Origin of the sequence: Streptomyces varsoviensis, assembly GCF_000718635.1 — a bacterium.
Taxonomy (GTDB): Bacteria; Actinomycetota; Actinomycetes; order Streptomycetales; family Streptomycetaceae; genus Streptomyces; species Streptomyces varsoviensis.
In genome coordinates this window covers 71,443-90,545 of the sequence record NZ_JOBF01000020.1, presented here as the reverse complement: position 1 = coordinate 90,545, position 19,103 = coordinate 71,443, and the positions used below count along the sequence as shown (strand labels likewise).

The 19,103-nt window shown below is 72.0% G+C and carries 14 protein-coding genes; 9 read left to right on the top strand and 5 right to left on the bottom strand.

What is annotated here, in order from left to right; all coding sequences use genetic code 11:
• The first annotated feature begins 79 nt into the window (after positions 1 to 79).
• On the top strand, positions 80 to 844 hold the full coding sequence (locus IF55_RS25965) for a class I SAM-dependent methyltransferase (RefSeq protein WP_030885402.1): 765 nt from the start codon (positions 80 to 82) through the stop codon (positions 842 to 844).
• Positions 845 to 872: 28 nt separating this feature from the next.
• On the opposite strand, the gene IF55_RS40150 is transcribed toward IF55_RS25965, so the two are convergent.
• The 3 genes from IF55_RS40150 to IF55_RS25950 form a co-directional block, all read right to left on the bottom strand.
• Positions 873 to 2,360: an alpha/beta hydrolase gene (locus tag IF55_RS40150; RefSeq protein WP_157854426.1), complete on the bottom strand. Its 1,488-nt coding sequence runs from the start codon at positions 2,358 to 2,360 to the stop codon at positions 873 to 875.
• 49 nt (positions 2,361 to 2,409) lie between these two features.
• A complete protein-coding gene (locus tag IF55_RS25955; protein WP_157854424.1) occupies positions 2,410 to 3,555 on the bottom strand; it encodes a trypsin-like serine peptidase in 1,146 nt (381 codons plus the stop codon).
• Between the two features lie 367 nt (positions 3,556 to 3,922).
• On the bottom strand, positions 3,923 to 5,530 hold the full coding sequence (locus IF55_RS25950; protein ID WP_030885395.1) for an amidase: 1,608 nt from the start codon (positions 5,528 to 5,530) through the stop codon (positions 3,923 to 3,925).
• A gap of 255 nt (positions 5,531 to 5,785) precedes the next feature.
• On the opposite strand from IF55_RS25950, the gene IF55_RS25945 reads away from it, so the two are divergent.
• The 5 genes from IF55_RS25945 to IF55_RS25925 all read left to right on the top strand — a co-directional run bounded on the left by IF55_RS25945 (position 5,786) and on the right by IF55_RS25925 (position 9,779).
• Complete coding sequence (locus tag IF55_RS25945; RefSeq protein WP_030885392.1) at positions 5,786 to 6,304, top strand: lytic polysaccharide monooxygenase auxiliary activity family 9 protein; 519 nt, start codon at positions 5,786 to 5,788, stop codon at positions 6,302 to 6,304.
• Positions 6,305 to 6,745: 441 nt separating this feature from the next.
• The gene (locus tag IF55_RS25940) at positions 6,746 to 7,231 is read left to right on the top strand and encodes a GNAT family N-acetyltransferase (RefSeq protein WP_030885389.1); all 486 of its coding nucleotides are present in this window, start codon (positions 6,746 to 6,748) and stop codon (positions 7,229 to 7,231) included.
• A 54-nt stretch (positions 7,232 to 7,285) separates the two neighbouring features.
• Positions 7,286 to 8,104, top strand: coding sequence for an isocitrate lyase/PEP mutase family protein (locus tag IF55_RS25935; RefSeq protein ID WP_030885377.1), 819 nt, complete (start codon positions 7,286 to 7,288; stop codon positions 8,102 to 8,104).
• Between the two features lie 359 nt (positions 8,105 to 8,463).
• Positions 8,464 to 8,697, top strand: coding sequence for a DUF397 domain-containing protein (locus tag IF55_RS25930; protein WP_030885373.1), 234 nt, complete (start codon positions 8,464 to 8,466; stop codon positions 8,695 to 8,697).
• Between the two features lie 143 nt (positions 8,698 to 8,840).
• Entirely contained in the window at positions 8,841 to 9,779 is a 939-nt protein-coding gene (locus IF55_RS25925) for a helix-turn-helix domain-containing protein (protein ID WP_030885368.1), read from the top strand.
• 137 nt (positions 9,780 to 9,916) lie between these two features.
• Here the strand turns inward: IF55_RS25925 and IF55_RS25920 are convergent, their stop codons facing one another.
• Both IF55_RS25920 and IF55_RS25915 read right to left on the bottom strand, forming a co-directional pair.
• A complete protein-coding gene (locus IF55_RS25920) occupies positions 9,917 to 10,741 on the bottom strand; it encodes an SAM-dependent methyltransferase (RefSeq protein ID WP_030885355.1) in 825 nt (274 codons plus the stop codon).
• Between the two features lie 184 nt (positions 10,742 to 10,925).
• Complete coding sequence (locus tag IF55_RS25915; RefSeq protein WP_157854422.1) at positions 10,926 to 11,354, bottom strand: hypothetical protein; 429 nt, start codon at positions 11,352 to 11,354, stop codon at positions 10,926 to 10,928.
• Between the two features lie 496 nt (positions 11,355 to 11,850).
• Between IF55_RS25915 and IF55_RS25910 the strand changes: the two genes are divergently transcribed.
• The 3 genes from IF55_RS25910 (at position 11,851) to IF55_RS25900 (ending at position 19,043) form a co-directional block, all read left to right on the top strand.
• Positions 11,851 to 13,059: an AAA family ATPase gene (locus IF55_RS25910; RefSeq protein ID WP_030885349.1), complete on the top strand. Its 1,209-nt coding sequence runs from the start codon at positions 11,851 to 11,853 to the stop codon at positions 13,057 to 13,059.
• 164 nt (positions 13,060 to 13,223) lie between these two features.
• A complete protein-coding gene (locus IF55_RS25905; RefSeq protein WP_048832453.1) occupies positions 13,224 to 14,822 on the top strand; it encodes a VWA domain-containing protein in 1,599 nt (532 codons plus the stop codon).
• Between the two features lie 474 nt (positions 14,823 to 15,296).
• Positions 15,297 to 19,043, top strand: coding sequence for a nitrate reductase subunit alpha (locus IF55_RS25900; protein WP_245661410.1), 3,747 nt, complete (start codon positions 15,297 to 15,299; stop codon positions 19,041 to 19,043).
• Positions 19,044 to 19,103: the final 60 nt, after the last annotated feature.

Below are 19,103 nucleotides of genomic sequence, written 5' to 3'. Positions count from 1 at the left end.
CCCGCACCACGCGCCCCAGGAGGCCGCACGGCTCAAAAGGGCCCTGTCGGCTTCATACCCGCGTCATTAGAGTCCGCCCGTGAGCGATTCCTACGAGGGGCTCTCAACCCACTACGACCTGATCATGACGTCCGGCTACTACGACTACGACGCCTACGCCCGTACGCTGCTCGGTCTCATCGGCGACCGCCGGCGGCTCCTGGAGATCGGCGCGGGCACGGGGCTCGTCTGCGAGAAGCTTCTGGACCTGGCGCCGACCGGTCTGGAGATCACCGGCGTCGACCATACGGAGAGCATGCTCGACCAGGCACGCAGACGGCTGGGCGGGCGCGCGGAGTTCGTACAGGCGGACCTCCGCCACCTGACCCTCCCGTCGCGCTTCGACGCGGCGTACTCGGTCGGCGGCGTCTGGTACTTCATCCACGACGACGGCGACGGGGGCGACGGCATCGACAGCGACGAGCCCGTCCTCGCCAGCCACCTTTTGGAGGAAGACGACAACATCACCGCGCTCAGCAGGGTGCACGCGGCCCTGAAGCCAGACGGCCTCCTGGCCCTGGCGACCCAAGGGCCGCACCGCGACCACGAACGCCCCCTGCCAGGCGGGCTGGTCTACTCCCAGAAGATCCGCCTGGCGCCCGACAACACCTTCACCAAGGACTACTACGTCAGACGAGCGGCCGGGAACAGGCAGGGCGGAGCGGGCGAGGAGACCGTGGCGCACCAGCGCTGCGAGTACCGCCTCTACACCATGGAGCAGGCCGAACGGCTGCTCAAGCAGTGCGGCTTCCGCTCCGAGGGCGTCACCTCCGACGGGCTGTTCCACTACCTGACCCGGCAGTAGCGGCCCGGTTCGGCCCGCCCGCCCCGCACTACCGCTGCTCGGCCTCGCTCGCAGCCGTACCTGCCGTACCGGCTGCGGTACCTGCCGTACCCGCAGCCGTACTTGCCTTCCCCGTCGTTCCCGTCGTTCCCGTCGTTCCCGTCGTGAACGCCGTCGTGACGGTTTTCTTCGGCTCGCCCGGGAACGGCCGCGCGCCGCTCAGATAGGCGTCGCGGTCGGTCCTGTTCTCCAGGAACCGTTCGAAGAACGCCGTCACACGGTTGGTGGTCAGCAGCCGCTGCTCGCCCTCCGCCAGCCGCGGCTGCTCGCGCTGCGGCTGGTCCCGGTCCGGGAACTGGGAGAGGCAGGTGCCGGGCCGCGCGCCCGGCATGGCGTCGTCACGCGAGGCCACCTGGCCGCTGCTCGGCGACCACTGGCGGTTGTAGAAGGCGTGGTTGCCGCCGGTCAGCGTGTACTTGTAGACGGGTACGCGCGCGGCGGCCCGGTTCTGTTCGAAGAAGGAACCGGTGTTGACCTCGTCGCAGGTGCCCCACATGACGGCGAAGGGGGTCCGGGTCACCGGCTCGTTGTCCCAGGTGGCCGTGGGGGCGAGGGCGAACGCGGCCTTGATGTCCACGCCCTCGGGCCAGGCGGAGCGGTGGTCGTCGGCGATCTCCTGCATCACTCCGCCGCCGCCCATGGAGTGGCCGAGCAGCCCGACCCGGCCCATGTCGAGCCGGTCGCGGAAGCTCGTCGTGACCGGGGCCCCGGTCTTCGCTGCCTTCAAAGCCCCGCGCAGCGGCCCGTCGCCCGAGCGGACGAGGCGCTGCCAGAGCCGCAGGTGCTCGTCGATCAGGGCGGCGCGGGCCTGGTAGACCGTGTCGGCCTGCCCGCCGGCCGTGGCGTTGATGCCGTTGGCGCCGACTGAGACGACCACGAAGCCCTTGGCGGCGAGCGCGCGCCCGAGGTAGTCGTACCCCTCGCGGCTGGGGATCTCCTTGATCCCCGGGGCGCAGGGCCAGGCCCACAGCTTGTCCGACGCCTTTTCCACCAGCGCGTCCTGGCGTGCTTCCTCGGCCTTGTCGCCGCGCTCGCGCGCCTGGTCGCGCGCCTTCTCCGCACGGGCGCGGTCGGCGGCGGCCGAGGCGTCGGCGCAGGTCTCCCACGAGCCGTGCTGCATGAGGACGACGGGGTGCCGGCCATCGCCGAGAGCCGCCGGGTAGTAGACGGTGGCCGCCAGTTCGCCGTCGCCCTGGTAGCCGAGCGAGGCCGGGGGGTGGAACGCCTGGTCACCGAGGTTGTAGCGGGCTTCGAGCACCGCGCCGCCGGCGGACCCGGACGATTTCGGAGCGGCGGCGTGGGCGGGTGAGGCGCATACGAACGGGGCGAGCAGGGCGGGGGCCAGTACGGACGGAGCGAGGGCGCACGCCAGGGCCACCCGGGCCGTTGGGCGTTTGGCGCGGCGGGAGGAACCGCGGGGGTTCCGCGGGGGCAGGGGGTGCGCGTTCCGCTGCGAGTCCGTCAAGTGACCGTTCATCGAAAGTGTCCGTTCAGCGAAGAGGAGGGGGCGGGGTTCGGGCGGCGCGTCAGCTCAGGTGCTGGGCATTGTCGAAGAGCGGCTTGGTGAGAGCGGCGGTGAATTGCGTTCCGACCAGATGCCGCAGACACTTCGCGTCGTACTCGTCGCCGCACACCGCGCCGGTGGAGTCCATCCGGCCCGACTGCGTATCGACGCCGACGACGGTGCCGAGGCCCGTACCGGACGAGAAGCCGCTGAGGCGCGGGCCGCCGCTCGCGCCCCCGCCCATGACGCACGGCACGCCCCACTGGCCCGCCGGCTCGGGGGCCTCCTCGGTGCCCGGGTATTCCCGCGGGGTCCCCTGGCAGTAGGCCAGCTCCCTGCCGGTGTACTCCGGCAGGCCCTCGCGGGCGTCGTCCGAGGCCGCGCGGGGGTAGCCGAACTCGTAGGCCGCACGGTTCCCGGGAGCGTCGAAGGCGATGTCCTGGGCCGCGCCCGCCGCCTCTTCGACGGTCTTCCCGCGCTCGTTCCGGCCGACCACGGCGAACCCCTGGTCGTGCGCGTCGTACGTACGCGAGTCCATCTGGTCGTTCTCCAGCCAGATGGAGTTGAGCACGGCCTGCCGGACCACGAAGCGGCCCAGCGGGGCGCGCCCGTCCCGGAAACCGGGGACGAACAGGAGGTTGCTCTGCCACTCGTCGTGGTCGCCCAGCAGGTCGGTGTTGTTGAGGCAGTGGGCGGCCGTCGCGAGCGTGCTGTGGTTCGCGCTCTTGACCAGCGTCGCCGTACAGCTCGCGTCCTCGCCGTGGTCGGTGAAGAAGAGCCGCCCCACCGTGGTGGTCACGGCGCCGTCGCCCTTCCAGCGGGCCCCGTCGGCCCGGTCGAGGGGAGGGTTCTTCGAGAGCGGGGCGGACAGGGCGGCGATCCGCTCCGGCGTCCAGTACGCACGTACGCGCTGCTCGTCCTGGGCGGTGGTGGCCGCCTGGTGCACGGCCGCCTTCCCCTTGGCCGGGGAGCCGGGGCCGGAGACCGGGGCGAGGCGCGCGGCATCCGCCGCCGGGGCGGCCTGGGCCGCGGGGGCGAGGAACCCCGCGAGCGCGACGGCGGCGGCCAGCCCGGCCGCGGCGCGGCGGGTGCGGGGGAGTGGGGCAGGCGCAGGACTCGCGGCCCCCGCCGCGCCTATACCCGTGTCCACGCCTGTGCCCGTTTCCATGCCTGTGCCCTTGCCTGGGCTGGCGTTCGTACCGCGCATGACTCTCCCATGAGTGCTGATGGTGCCGAGGGTGCTGCTGGGACGACTGGCCGGCGGGGCTCGTGGAGCCCTCGCGCGTCGTCCCTCGTCAGGGAACGACGCGCGGGCCGAGGCGAGGTTGCGGGTGCCTCACAAAAGATTCGCCATCCCGTATGGCACACCGGCCTCGTACGGCACACCCACCCCGTACGCGCGGACTTGCCCCGTACGCGCGGACTTGCCCCGTACAGCGAGCGCACCGCTCGGAAAGCAGAGGAAGGCCGCCCGACGTGCTGCGGGCGGCCTTCAGGCGGAAGTGCTCAGGAGCGCTCGTTCACGGCGCGTCGGGTCACCGGGAGGCGGTGGTCCCCGTGGTCGGCAGATAGCGGGGCGCGCGCCAGGCGTCCAGCCGGTGTTCCACGGCGGCGCCCAGCGCCAGGAGCCGGTGGTCCTGGTGGTCGCCGGCCATCAGGAGCAGGCCGATCGGCAGCTCGCCCACGGACCCGGCGGGCACCGACAGCGACGGGTAGCCGGCGACGGCCGCGGGGGTCGAGGAGGGGATGATGTCGTTGTCGCCCCGTGCGCAGTCGGTCGTCCAGGCGGGCGGGTTCGTGGGCGAGGCGATGGCGTCGAGGCGGTGAGCGGCCATGGTCTCGTCGATGGAGCGCTTGGCGAGGTCCGTCAGTTCGGCGCGCATGGCGCGGTACTCGGGGTCGGTGGTGGGCGGCGCGGCGAGGGACTGCTCGAACAGCTCCTGGCCGGCGAAGCAGGTCTGTTCCGCGGGATGGGTCCGGTTGAACTCGATCAGCTCGGCGAGGTTCCGCGGGGTCCGCTCGCCCTCGCGGGTGGCGAGGTAGGCGTCGATGTCGCGGTGGAATTCGCTGAGCAGCGCCGGGAATTCGAGTTCGCCGATGCGCTTCTGGTACGGCGGCGTCACCTCGACGACCTCGGCTCCGGCGTTGCGCAGGGTCCGCGCCGTGCGCGTCATCACGGCGTCCACCTCCGCTCCGAGCGAGGGCAGCCGCCACAGCCCGATGCGCTTCCCGCGCAGCCCGCCCGGGTGGGTGAAGTCGCCCGAGAGCGCCCCGGAGCGGGCGGCATCGCGGTCTCCGCTGAGCACCGCGAACGTGAGCGCGGCGTCGGTGACGTTACGGGCCATGGGGCCGGCGGTGTCCTGCTCCGCGGAGATCGGCACCACGCCCTTTCCGCTGACCGGCCCGAGGCTGGGCTTGTGTCCGACGACGCCGTTCATCCCGGCCGGGCACACGATGGAGCCGTCCGTCTCGGTGCCGATCGCGACCTGTGACAGCGAGGCGGCGAGTGCGGCGGCGGAGCCGGCGGAGGAACCGCAGGGGTTCCGGTCCAGTACGTAGGGGTTGTGGGTCTGGCCGCCGACCGCCGACCACCCTGACGTCGGTTTCGCCGCGCGGAAGTTCGCCCACTCGGAGAGATTGGTCTTGCCGAGGATGACGGCCCCCGCGTCGCGCAGCCGGGTCACCAGGGCGGCGTCGGCGTCCGGCGGCCTCTCGGCCAGGGCCAGCGATCCGGCCGTGGTCGGGAGATCACGGGTGTCCACGTTGTCCTTGAGCAGCACGGGAATCCCGTCGAGCGGGCCGCGGGTGTGCCCGTGCCGGTGTCTGGCATCGCTGGCGGCCGCTTGGCGTCGAGCCGTCGGGTCGGTGCGCAGCACGGCGTGGATGGTGGGATCGATGGCCTTGATCCGGCGCAGATAGGCGTCGGTCAGCGCCGACGAGGTCAGTTCGCCCTCCGCCATACGGTCTTGCAGCTCCGGGATCGTCACCGTGTCGAGGTCGACCCCCAGCTCGGGGGCGGCGCCGACGGGCGAGGGGCGGTGGTCGCCGGGCTCGGCGGCCCCCGCGCTCACGTCCGATATCCCCGCGAGAACGGAGCCCACGGCCAAGGCGGCGATCAGCGTGGCAACACTCCTCTTCTTCATGGGAGTCAGCGGACTACAGGCCGGACGTCCGGCGCAAGAGTGGCGGGGGAGGGCGGAGGGCCGGATGGCGGTGCGGGGGCGGGATCGACGCGCGGTGCGCCGACCGGCGGTTATGTTTGCGCCACCTATTGACCGAGGTCAGACAACGAGTATGGTACAGACCAATCGGCTAGCGCGGTTCCGAGGCGTCGCTTTCGGCCTTTCCGGCCGTCCTGTGCGTGAGGAGCGACACCGCCGCCGCGTGAAGGAGTTGGCATGAACTCGAAACGAAAGCTGGCTGCCTGGATCGGCGCGGGCGTCGCCCCGATCCTCGTGGTGGCCCTCCCGGTCGGCCCGGCGAGCGCGCACGGCTATGTGTCCTCGCCCCCGAGCCGTCAGGCCCAGTGCGCGGCGGGCACCGTGCAGTGCGGCCCCATCAAGTGGGAACCCCAGAGCGTCGAGGGGCCGAAGGGCCTGAAGAGCTGCAGCGGCGGCAACGCGCGCTTCTCCGAACTCGACAATGACAGCAAGGGCTGGAAGGTCACGCCCGTGGGCAGCACGACGGCCTTCAAGTGGAAGCTGACGGTCAGCCACGCGACCAGCACCTGGCAGTACTTCGCGAGCGGCCGCAAGATAGCGGAGTTCAACGACGGCGGGCACCGGCCCAACGAGACGGTCACCCACCAGGTCAACTTCGGCGGCCTGAAGGGCAAGCAGAAGGTGCTCGCGGTCTGGAACATCGCGGACACGTCCAACGCCTTCTACGCCTGCATCGACGTCAACGTCGGCAACTAGTTCCCCTCCCGGCGAGCTTCGACGGCCACGACACTGGCGCCCCAGGCAAGCCTGCCGGTCAGGGCGCTCCAGCCGGCGGCCAGCGGAGTGGCGGCCCCGACGGCGTCACAGCGCGACGGTGTCGTACCGGAACGTGACGGTTCCACCATGGCAGCCGGTGGCCACCGTCACGAGCGGCGGCGCGTCCGGTGCCGGCCGGTCCGCACCCACCGCACCACCGGGCCTCGCTTCCCCCGCCGTCTCCATCGGCGAAGCCCGCGGATCGCACGGTGCCGTCCCGCCCGGCCCCGCCCGTACGACCGCCGTCTCCCGAGTGCCGTTCCCCGAGGCCAGCCCGAGGAACGGCACTCACTCACGTCCGGGACCCGCACGTCGGCCCGCGCCGGCCCGCGCTGCGAAAAGGTGATGATACGGGCGGCTCGTACACGTATGCTGCGGCGAATGGAGATCCGTACAGCCACCGACGACGACTGGCCCCACATCTACCGCTTCTACTCGCAGATCATGTCCCAGGGCACGTCATACGCGTACCCCGAGACCCAGACCCTTGAGGAAGCGCGCCCCTGGTGGATGGAGCAGCCCCCGGGGCGCACGGTCGTCGCCGTCGAGGAGGGCGAGATCCTCGGCTCGGCCAAAATGGGCCCCAATCGCCCCGGCCGCGGCTCCCACGTCGCCACCGCCTCCTTCCTCGTCGACCCCGCGCGCCGGAGCAAGGGCGTCGGCCGCGCCCTCGGCGAGCACGTCGTCGACTGGAGCCGCGAGGAAGGTTTCCGCGGCATCCAGTTCAACGCGGTCGTCGAGACCAATGACTCCGCCGTGCGCCTGTGGAAGTCCCTCGGCTTCGAGATCATCGGCACCGTCCCCGAAGCCTTCGACCACCCCGAACACGGCCTGGTCGGCCTGCACGTGATGTACCTCGCCCTCTGAGGTCAGGTCGGATTTCCGCTGGAAAGCGGGCGGCCGCCGGTGTTCACTGCGTCCATGACCACCTCGCGGCCGAACAACGCCGAACTCTTCCGCTCCCTGCACACCCCCTCCGCGCCGCTCGCCCTCGCCAACGCCTGGGACGTAGCGAGCGCCCGCGTCATCGAGGCCGCGGGCGCGCCCGCCATCGCCACCACCAGCGCGGGCGTCGCCTGGTCGCTGGGGTCCCCGGACGGCGACGTCCTCACCCGTGACCAGGCGCTGGACGCGGTCGCCCGGATCGCCGCCGCCGTCGCGGTACCGGTCACCGCCGACATCGAGGGGGGTCTCGGGCAGGACGCCGCCGACGTCGCCGAGACCGTCACCGGGGTGCTCGCGGCCGGCGCGGTCGGCGTCAACATCGAGGACGGCGCCCGGCCCCCGCGCGAACTCGCGGCGCGGCTGGCCGCCGCCCGGCGGGCCGCCGACCAGGCAGGGGCGGACCTGTTCCTCAACGCTCGCGTCGACACCTACCTGCGCGGGCTCGGCGACCCCGAGACCCGGCTGGAGGAGACCCTGGCGCGGGCACGCACGTACATCGACGCGGGCGCGGACGGCGTCTTCGTCCCCGGCGTCACCGACGCCGACACCATCGCCGCCCTCGCCGACGGCATCTCCGTACCGCTGAACGTCCTGGCCGGCCCCGGCGCCCCGGCCATCGCCGAACTCGGCGCCCTCGGCGCGGCCCGCGTCAGCCTCGGCTCGGGCGTCACCCTGGCCGCCTACGCCACCGCCCAGCGGGCCGCGCGAGAACTCTTCACCGGCGGGAGCTACGACTCACTCACCGGGGCCCTGACCTACGCGGAACTCAACGAGCTGCTCGCGAAGCCCGAGTGACCGGCTGACCGATTGATCGATTGACCGAATGACCGGCTGATCGGCTGACGAACTGGCAGAAGGCTGCCCACGGGCCGGGGCGGCCACTGCCGGTACGGCGGGCGTCCCCGGCCGGTACTGCGGATGTCGGTGTTCGCCAAGTACGCCCGGAATCACGCCCGTTCAGGGGGAGCGGCGGGAGCGCGGAGTGGCTAGCATTCTCACGTACCGCCCATCATGCAATTGCATATGGGATTCCCGCCCCTTACGGTCCGGCTCTCGGAGTGGCGCACGCGCGGGGCGCGGCATGCCGGGGGCATGGGTGAAGCCCCGCTGCCGAACGGGCCGTTGAGGCGAACGCGGAAGGAAGAGGCCACAGCATGGAATTCGAGAATGGTATGCCCGCCGACATGATTCCCGGCGCTGTGTGGATCAAGAGTTCCGCGAGCACCGGCGGTGGGAATTGCGTCGAAGTCACCGGCCTCCCTGGTGGAGCGGTGGCGCTGCGCAACTCCCGTGACCCGCACGGGCCCGCGCTGGTATACACGCGCGAGGAGATCGCGGCGTTCATCGCCGGGGTCAAGGCCGCGGAGTTCGACCACCTGGGCGAGTGACCGGACACTGGTACCCGGCCATGGCTTGATTCGGCGGACATACGTCCCTCAGCCTGGAAAATGGCATCTGGTCGAGCATCGGGCATCGCGCATCCAGTGCCGAGCATCGAGTGCCGAGCATCGCGTGCCGACAGGAGGGGCGTATGTCCGCTGTCCGTAAGTACCAGGACGCTCCCATGGCGTCCGTGCACGCCCTGCCCGGTTCGAAGCGCGAGGCGGCGCCCCGGCTGCTGGGCGAGGAACTGCGGCAGATGCGCCTCGAACGGCGGCTGACGCTCAGGGAAGTCGCCCCGGTCATCCGGGCCTCGGTGTCCAAGATAAGCCGGCTGGAGCGCGGGGAGAGCCCGCCCCGGGAGCGGGACGTCAAGGATCTGGCACGGCACTACGGGGCCGACCCCGAGAAGATGCGCGAACTGGACTCCCTGTTACGGCTGATGCACGACGACGCGTGGTGGCAGCAGTACGCCGATGTGACGCCCTCCTTCCTCAAGCGGCTCATCGGCCTGGAGGGCGCCGCCCGGAAGATCTCCACCTACGAGAACTACGTGGTGCCGGGCCTCTTGCAGACCCGCGCCTACGCCCGAGTTCTCGTCGAGGCGGCCATGCCCGCGGCGGAGGCCGATGTCGTCGACCGCCGCCTGGAGCTGAAGATGGGCCGCAAGGCCCTGCTGCACCACGAGAACCGGCCGCAGGTGATCGCCCTGCTGGACGAGGGCATCCTGATGCGCCCGGTCGGCGGCCCCAGGGTGATGTGGGAGCAGCTCACCCACCTCAGGGAACTGGCGGCGGAGTACGCCGAGGGCGAGCAGAACGTCAACATCCGCATCGTCGAGTTCGCCAGGGGCGCCAGCGTCTCGCCCCCGACCCCCGTCACCCACCTGGTCTTCGGGGACGGCGGCCCGGCCGAACTGGTCTACATCGAGCAGGTCGACAGCGCGAACTACGTGACCAAGCCGGCGGAGGTGGAGCGGTACCGCCATGTGCTGCTCGAACTGTCCAACGCCGCCGCCGACCGGAAGCAGAGCCTGCGACTGCTGGACGCGGCGATCGAGCGGTACCGCGCGGCGATCGCCGACGGGTAGCGGACCCGCCCGGCGGGGCGGTCCAGCGAGGGGCCGCCCCGCTGGGCCCCTCGCTGGACCGCCCCGCTGGGCCAACTCCCCGGGCCAATCCGCCGGGCCGATTCGCCGGGCCGATTCGCCGGGCCCGGTCCCCCGGGTCACAACTGGGCCACGCCGCCCCACTCCACCCAGTCGACCGCCCGCTGCTCGGGGGGCAGGACCGGCGTGTCGGGCCGCCAGTCGAGGACGTCGACCAGCCCCGGCTCCAGCACCCGCATGTCCCCGAAGTACGCCCGTACCTCGCGCTGCTCGCGCACCCGCCCCCACGTGCCGCCGGTGGCGACCTCCATCAGATGGGTGACCCCGTCCCGTACGGCCGGATCGTCGCTGACGAGCTGGCAGATGACCATATAGCTGCCCGCCGGCAGGCGCTCGGCCACCCGGCGGATCACGGCGGCGGGGTCCATCTCGTCGTCGGTGTCGCGCAGGCAGTGCAGGACGGAGACGAACAGCGCGGCCATCGGCTCGTTCGGGTCGATGAGCCGCCGGACGGGCTCGCTGTCGAAGATGGCCGCGGTGTTGCGCATGTCCTCGTTGAGGATGGCCGTCCGGTCGTTCTCCTCAAGCGTCGTACGTCCATGGGCCAGCACGATGGGGTCGTTGTCGACGTAGACCACGCGGCACCCGGGATCGCTGCGCTGGGCGATCTGGTGGACGTTGTCCTGCGTCGGCAGCCCGGAGCCGTGATCGAGGAACTGGCGGATGCCGTAGTCCTCCACCAGGACGCGCACCACCCGCTGGAGGAACGCGCGGTTGTTGCGGGCCAGGACCTGGGTGCTCGGCGCGATCTCCAGCAGCTCCTGGCACGCTTCCCGGTCGGAGGCGTAGTTTTCGATCCCGCCCAGCAGCCAGTCGTACATCCGGGCCACGCTGGGGGTGTGCACATCGATGGTGTGAGAAATGTTCTTCTCCCGCTGATTCATCGTTCATCCGCCCCCCGACGCGTCGCCGGCAGATGCGAGTATTGCTGGAACTGGCCATGCTAGACAGCGCGTTGGGAAGCGGCCAGCCCCCGAACGGGGGAGCGGAGAAGCCGTCGCCGGGCGGCCGGGCGTGCGGCCGAAGGTACGGCCGAAGGTACGGCCGGAGGTACGGCCAGGGGCACGGTCAGGCGTACGGCCCGGGAGGCGGCGCTGCCCGCTCGGCGACGCGCAGCAGGGCGTACAGCAGGGACGGGTCGATGCCCATCAGCGCCGCCGCCGCTTCGCCGGACAGCCCGAGGTGACGGCGGAGCAGCACCACGTCCGCCTGTCGGTCCTCCAGCCGGTGGTAGATCTCGCACAGCGCGGACGGCCGGCGGCAGTCGGTGTGCGTGACGACCGTACGGCCCAGGACCTGCCAGGCGAGCGCGGCCGGGCAGGCGCTGCGCAGCACGTCGGGCCAGGCCGACGCCAGGTGGGCGAAGGCGGCGTCGACGGCGCGGGCCGCGGTGGCCTGGTCGCCCGTACGCAGCCGGGCGTAGCGGAGGTAGGAAGCGTGGTGGAGTTCGTGGAAGGCGGCGTACTCCAGCGACGAGGAGGAGGGCGGCCGGGCCATGATCGGGTCCTTTCGGCGGCGGACGCCTCCCGGGGCCATCTGCGCGAGCCCGCTGCCCACGGCACGGGAAAGTCCCTCGCAGGCAATGCAGAAGGTAGCGTCAAAACCCGCCCATTCGCCACCTCGGACCCGGAAGAGCGGAGGCGGTCGTCGTCGCTCCTGGCGGTACATACGGTCGAACCCCCGGAATGGGGCGTGGCGGTCCGCTCGCACTGGATTTCACTCGTGCGAGGCGAAGAGACGGCAAGCCGATTTCGCTTCTCCAGCCGCGTGCACGTGCAGATGCAACAAATAGCGAATTGTGGACGCTGATTTCCCGGGAGATGGAGGGCCGGCCCGGATTCCGCCCGGGGAGACCGGGCCCGAGGCGGAGGGCGTTCCCGGTCGGCGCGGCAGCCGAGTTATCTTGCTCGGCATGCAGCACTCGCGGGCCACGCCGAACGTACAGACCACATCGGACCTACGGGCCATATCGGATGTACGGAGCGCGCCACGCGTGCAAGGCCCGTCGAACCCGGCGGACGGGGACACGGCCAGGCGGCTGCGGGCGATCGGCGACGAGCTGTCGGAGCGCTTCTACGAGCGGGCCGACGTGGTGCGCACGCTGGTGGTGACGCTGCTGGCAGGGCAGCACTCACTGGTGCTCGGCCCGCCCGGGACCGCGAAGTCCGAGCTGGCGCGCGAGCTGACGAGCAGGATCGAGGGAGCGTCCTACTGGGAGATCCTGCTGTCGAAGTTCACCGCGCCCACCCGGATGTTCGGCCCCATCGACGTCGCCGCCCTCGCCCGGGGCGAGTACCGCCAGGTCTACGACGGCCGCGCCACGACCGCCCACGTCGCGTTCATCGACGAGATATTCAAGTGCTCGACGGCCGCGCTGAACGAGACGCTGGGCTACCTCAACGAGCGGATCTACCACCCCGAGAACGGCGGCGAGCCGATCCGCTGCCCCCTGATCGGCGCCATCACGGCCAGCAACGAACTGCCCAGCGGCGAGGACTCCGCCGCGATCTACGACCGGCTGCTGGTGCGCGTCGAGGTCGGTTACCTGGCGGACCCCTCCAACTTCGCGGCGCTGGTCCGCTCCGCCGTCAGCCGCCCGGCGGCCCCGGTACGGACCACCGTCGAACTCACCGCGTTGCGGCAGGCCGTGGCCGATGGCGTGCCCGCCGTGGAGGTCCCCGACGCGATCGTGGACGCGGTATGCGCGCTACGGGCCGCCCTCCGCCGCAAGGAACTCATCGCCTCCGACCGCCGCTGGCGGCAGGCGGTCCGGCTGCTCCAGGCGTCCGCCTACCTCGACGGCCGCCCGGCGGTCGGCGAGAGCGACCTGTCGGTGCTGACGCACGTCCTGTGGAACTCCCCGGCCGAGCGGCCCACCGTGGAGCGCGAGGTGCTGCAACTGGTCAACCCCGACGCCAAGGAAGCGCTCGACCTGGCCGACACCATCGACGACCTGGAGGCGCAGCTCGACGCCATGGCCGGGCAGTCGCGGGAGGCGCTGAGCGAATGGGTCATCAGGAAGGCCCACAACCAGCTCGCCATGGCGGGCCAGCGGCTGGAGCGGCTGCGCGAGGAGGCGGCGGGCGCCGGCCGCTCCACCGTCGCCATCGACCGCGTCACCGGCCGCCAGCGCGCGGTACGCGCCCGCGTGCTCACCGAGGCCCTGGGCGTGGACGCCAGCATGGTGCGGTCCCAGTTCTGAACGTACGAGAAGCCCAGGAACAGACGAGACGGGGGAGGGCAGGGCCCATGGGCGGCGGGGACCTGAGCGGGGTCGACGAGCCGGCGGTGCTACGGGCCGTGGCGCGGCCGAGCCCGTCCGGGAAGGACCCCGGGCGGCACGCGACGCCTGAGGGGCAGCACTCCGTGCCCCAGCCCGCAGCCCAGACCGCGACCCACCCCGCGGCCCATCCCGCGACTCCGGAGCGGCACAGCGCCGCGGTGGTCGCGGACCGCTTCGACCGGATCACGTGGCGCGACACGTACGAGCAGTCGGCCGGACTGCGGGAGCTGGCCGCCGAGTTGACCGCGCGCCACGACCACGCCGACGACCTCCTGACCGATGTGTTCCTGGCCGCCTACAAGCTCAGGCCGAGGGTGCGCGAGCGCGCCGAGATGGAGCCGTCCCGGCTGGTCAACCATCAGATCGTCGACGCCTTGGCGGGGGCGCCGGACTTCGCCGAGCTGCGCCGGTGGACGGCGGGGGACCCGTACGCCGCCGCCATGACCGTACTCGCGCAGGCCGCCGCACTGCGCCGGATGCTGGAGCGGACGCGCGAAGCCGACGAGCGGGCCGAGCGCGCGCAGCGCGCCCAGCGAGCCGCCGAAGACGCGCGGACGGAGACCGAGACCGAGACGGAGGGGCAGACACAGCCGCGGACACAGCCGGCTCAGAACACCGAGCCGACCGAGGCCGCTGGGGCCGCGCGACAAGCTCCCCAAGCCACTCCGGCCGGTGCCCAAGCCGCTCCCTCAGTAACCGTCGCCTCGGCCCGCGCGGCGGCGGGCCCCGGCATCCGGGCCGCCGCGCGCGGCGCCGTGGCGCAAGCGGCCCAGGCCGCGCGGGAGGAGGCGGCGCTGATGCGGGCGTGGGGAGTGGACCCGGGCGAACTGGAGCGGATGCCGTTCGATCAGCGGGCGCGGCTGGCCGAGCGGCTGCGCACCAGCCGCCTCGCGCGGTGGGCCGAACTGATCGGCCGCTTCCGGCAGATGGCCGAGGGCGAGCGCGCCCACAAGATCGAGAACGCCACCGGAGAACTGGTCGGCGTCACGCTGGGCGACGACCTCTCCCGCGTCATCCCCTCCGAGCTGGCCAACCTGGGCCTGCCCGAGACCCGCGCGGTGTTCGCCGCGCGCTACGCCGCCGGGGAGCTGATGCTCTACGACAGCCAGGGCGAGCAGGCCACGGGCCGGGGCGCGGTCATCGCGTGCGTGGACACCTCGCACTCCATGTACGAGGCGGGGCCCGGCGGAGTCACCAGGGAGGCGTGGGCGAAGGCGTGCGCCCTGGCGCTGCTGGACCAGGCCCGCCACGCCGGGCGCGACTTCGTCGGCATCCTGTTCTCGGCCGCCGACAAGATCCAGATCTTCCGCTTCCCCGGCGGCCGGCCCACCGGCATCGCCCAGGTCCTCGACTTCGCCGAGTCCTTCCTCGGCGGCGGGACCAGCTACCAGGCGCCGCTGACGGCGGCCCGCGAACTGCTGGCGGAGGAGTTCGACGACGCCGCCCGCAGGCGCGGCGACATCGTCATGCTCACCGACGACGAGTGCGGTGTCACCGAGGAGTGGATGCGCGACTGGAAGGACGCCAAGCGGCTGCTGGGGTTCCGCGTCTTCGGCGTGGCCATCGGCGCGCCGGCCGCCGCCGAGGCCGACTCGGTCCTGGACGCGCTGTGCGACAACCTGCGCTCCGTAGAGGACTTCACCGACGTGCACGCCGCCGCCGACCTCTTCCGCCTGATCTGATCCGCGTCCGCCCGCTCGCCCGGCGTCGGGCGGTTGCTATGCCCCGCTGCCCCTCCGCCCCTTCGCCCGTTCTCCCGGCGTCGGACGGTTTCCTATGCCTCTCCGGACGCCCGCCCGCAATGTCGTGCGCCGATCCTCCTTTCCTGGTGAAGGCCCGAGGGGACCGGGCAATAGAGATCGGGCAATACAAGGTCGATCAAAGTGACATGCGCTCATCACGCGAACGCACATGCACTCGCCCGGAAAGGAATCTGCTAGCAGGCGCTATTCGCATCTTTACCCGAATGTGCAATCGCTGTTCGCATATGCATGCGGCAGGTTGGGCAAAGCGGAAGGAAGGTTGCGTATAACTCTGCCCAATTGTGTTCAGCGAAACAGTCAGGACGCCGAATTCAGGGACAGGCTTGGGCCCGGAATCGCGCCCTGCCCGCACAGGACACAGGACGCCGTCGTGGGGAGTGAAGGGACGTGGCCGTGGGGCGAATCGGGGCACGCAAGGCGGCGGAGCGCGCGGCGGGGGAGGCGGCGGAGCGGCTGCTGCGGCTCGGCCGGCAGTTGCGGGGGACCGCGACGACACCCGACCTACGGGCCGTGTACCGGCCGGACCAGCCGGTCAACGACGCCCCGTACCGGGAGCGTTGGGCGCACGACAAAGTGGTGCGCTCGACGCACGGCGTCAACTGCACCGGCTCGTGCTCGTGGAAGGTGTACGTCAAGGACGGCCTGATCACGTGGGAGACCCAGCAGACCGACTACCCCACCGTCGGCCCGGACCGGCCCGAGTACGAGCCGCGCGGCTGCCCGAGGGGCGCGTCCTTCTCCTGGTACACCTACTCGCCGACGCGGGTGCGCTACCCGCACGCGCGCGGCGTCCTCGTGGAGATGTACCGCGAGGCCAGGGCCCGGCTCGGCGACCCCGTCGCCGCGTGGGCCGAGATCACCCAGGACCCGGTCAAACGCCGCCGCTACCAGTCGGCCCGCGGCAAGGGCGGGCTGGTGCGCGTGACGTGGGAGGAGGCGCTGGAGATCGCGGCCGCCGCCCATGTGCACACCATCGGCGCGTACGGACCCGACCGGGTGGCCGGGTTCTCCCCGATCCCCGCGATGTCGATGGCCTCGCACGCCGTGGGCGCCCGCTTCATGTCGCTGATCGGCGCGCCGATGCTGTCCTTCTACGACTGGTACGCGGACCTGCCGATCGCCTCGCCGCAGGTCTTCGGCGACCAGACGGACGTACCGGAGTCCGGCGACTGGTGGGACGCGGCCTACCTGATGCTGTGGGGCTCCAACGTGCCGGTGACGCGGACGCCGGACGCGCACTGGATGGCCGAGGCCCGCTACCGCGGCCAGAAGGTGGTCGTGGTCTCCCCGGACTACGCCGACGCCACGAAGTTCGCCGACGAATGGCTGCACCCGCACCCGGGGACGGACGGCGCGCTGGCCATGGCCATGGGCCATGTGCTGCTGCGCGAGTTCTTCGTCGAGCGCCAGGTGCCGTACTTCACCGAGTACGTGACGTCCTTCACCGACCTGCCGTTCCTCGTGGAACTGGAGCGCCGCGACGGCGCCGTCGTACCGGGCAAGTTCGTCACCGCCGCCGATCTGGGCCTCCACCGCGAGGCGGGGGAGGAGGCCCCCGCCGGGCACGCGCGGTGGCGGCCCGTCGTCTTCGACCAGGCGACCGGAGCCCCCGTGGCCCCGCCCGGCACCCTCGGCGACCGCTGGTCGGAGCAGGGCGAGGGCCGCTGGAACCTCGACTTCGGGGACGTGGAGCCGCGACTCACCTTCTACGAGGAGCGCGGCGGCGCCAGCGTCGAGATCGACCTGCCGCGCTTCGACCGGGACGGCACGGGGCCGCGCGGCGAAGAAGGCCGCACCCTGCGTCGCGCGGTGCCGATGCGGGAGATCGACGGCCGCTGGGTGACCACGGTCCACGACCTGCTGCTCACCCAGTACGGCGTGCACCGCCCCGGCCTGTCCGGGCAGTGGCCCAGCGGCTACGACGACGCCGCGCAGCCGTGCACCCCGGCGTGGCAGGAGACGATCACCTCCGTGCCGGCCGCCGCCGTGCTGCGGGCGGCCCGCGAGTTCGCGCACACCGCGGAGAAGACCCGCGGCCGCTGCATGATCGTGATGGGGGCGGGCACCAACCACTGGTTCCACTCCGACACCATCTACCGCTCGTTCCTGACGCTGCTGCTGCTCACCGGCTGCCAGGGCGTCAACGGAGGCGGCTGGGCGCACTACGTCGGGCAGGAGAAGGTACGCCCGTACGCCGGCTGGCAGCAGCTCCAGACCGCGGCGGACTGGGTCCGGCCGTCGCGGCAGATGGCCGGGACGCCGTACTGGTACCTGCACACCGACCAGTGGCGCTACGAGTCCTACCGCGCCGACGCGCTGGCCGCGGCGACCGGCCGGGGACTGTTCGCGGGCCGGCACACCGCCGACCTGGTCGCGCAGTCCGCGCGGCTGGGCTGGATGCCCTCCGCCCCCGCCTTCGCCGCCAACCCCCTCACCCTCGGCGAACGCGTCCGCGCCGCCGGGAGCGACCCGGGGGAGTGGATCGCCGGCCAACTCCACCGGGGGCGACTCCACTTCGCGTTCGAGGACCCCGACGATCCGGCCAACTGGCCGCGCGTGCTGACCGTATGGCGGTCCAACCTGATCGGCTCCTCCGCCAAGGGCAACGAGTACTTCCTGCGCCACCTGCTGGGCGCCGACGACAACGCGAGCGCCGAGGAGGCGCCGCCCGACGCGCGCCCGCGCGATGTGGCCTGGCGGGAGGAGGCGCCGCGCGGCAAGCTCGACCTGCTGCTCGCGCTGGACTTCCGGATGACCTCCACGACCCTGATGGCCGACCTCGTGCTGCCGGCCGCCACCTGGTACGAGAAGCACGACCTGTCCAGCACCGACATGCACCCCTACGTACACGCCTTCTCCCCGGCCATCGTGCCGCCCTGGCAGGCCCGTACCGACTTCGAGATCTTCCACGGCCTGGCCGAGAGGTTCAGCGAACTCGCCCGGGGGCGCCTGGACACCCGCCACGACCTGGTCGCCACCGCCCTCCAGCACGACACCCCCGGCGAGACCGCCCAGCCCGGCGGCACGGTCCCCGACTGGCGTACGGCCGGCCCGCCCGTCCCCGGCCACAACCTGCCGGTGTTCACGCTCGTCGAACGCGACTACACCGCCGTGGCCGCGAAACTGGCGAGCCTGGGGCCGCTGGCCGAGGAGGCGGGCATGGCCGTCAAGGGCGTGACCGTGTACCCGCGGGCGGAGGCCCGCTGGCTGGCCGAACGCTGCGGAACGGCCCGGCCCGAGCCCGTACGCGGCAGGCCGCTGCTCGACACGGACGTGAAACTGTGCGAGGCGATCCTCGCCCTGTCCGGCACCACCAACGGGCGGCTCGCCGCCGAAGGGCTCACCCGCCTCGCCGAACGCTGCGGACCCGGCGGCGGCCTGGCGGCGCTCGGCGAGTCCGTCGCCGAACGGCGCGTGGTCTTCTCCGACACCCAGGCGCGCCCCGTGCAGGTGGGAGCCAGCTTCGAATGGTCGGGCAAGGAGGGGCCCGAGCGCCGCTACGCCCCCTTCACGATCAACACCGAGCACCGCAAGCCCTGGCACACCCTGACCGGCCGCCAGCACTTCTACCTCGACCACGACTGGATGGCCGAGCTCGGCGAACAACTCCCCGTCTACCGGCCGCCCCTCGACCTCGCCGCGCTGGAGCACCACCCGGCCGCCGATGCGAGCCGCGACGGGCACGCGGTGACGGTCCGCTACGTCACCCCGCACTCGAAATGGTCGATCCACTCCGAATACCAGGAGAACCTGCTCATGCAGACCCTGGCCCGCGGCGGCCCCGTCATCTGGCTCAGCGTCCAGGACGCGGAGCGGATCGCCGCGGCCGACAACGACTGGATCGAGGCCGTCAACCCCAACGGAGTGGTCGTCGCCCGCGCCGTCGTCTCGCACCGGATGCCGCCCGGCACGGTCTTCATGTACCACGTGCAGGAACGCCTGGTGAACGTGCCCAAGTCCGAGGCCACCGGCCGGCGCGGCGGCGTCCACAACGCGCTCACCAAACTCCTCATCAAACCCACCCACCTCATCGGCGGCTACGGCCAGCTCTCCTTCGCCCCGAACTACTACGGGCCCACCGGCAACCAGCGCGACGCCGTCACCGTCATCCGCCGCCGCTCGCAGAACGTGGAGTACTGACATGCCCCGCGGGACATCCTCCGGCAACGGCACATCCCCCTCCCACGGCAGGCCGCCCGC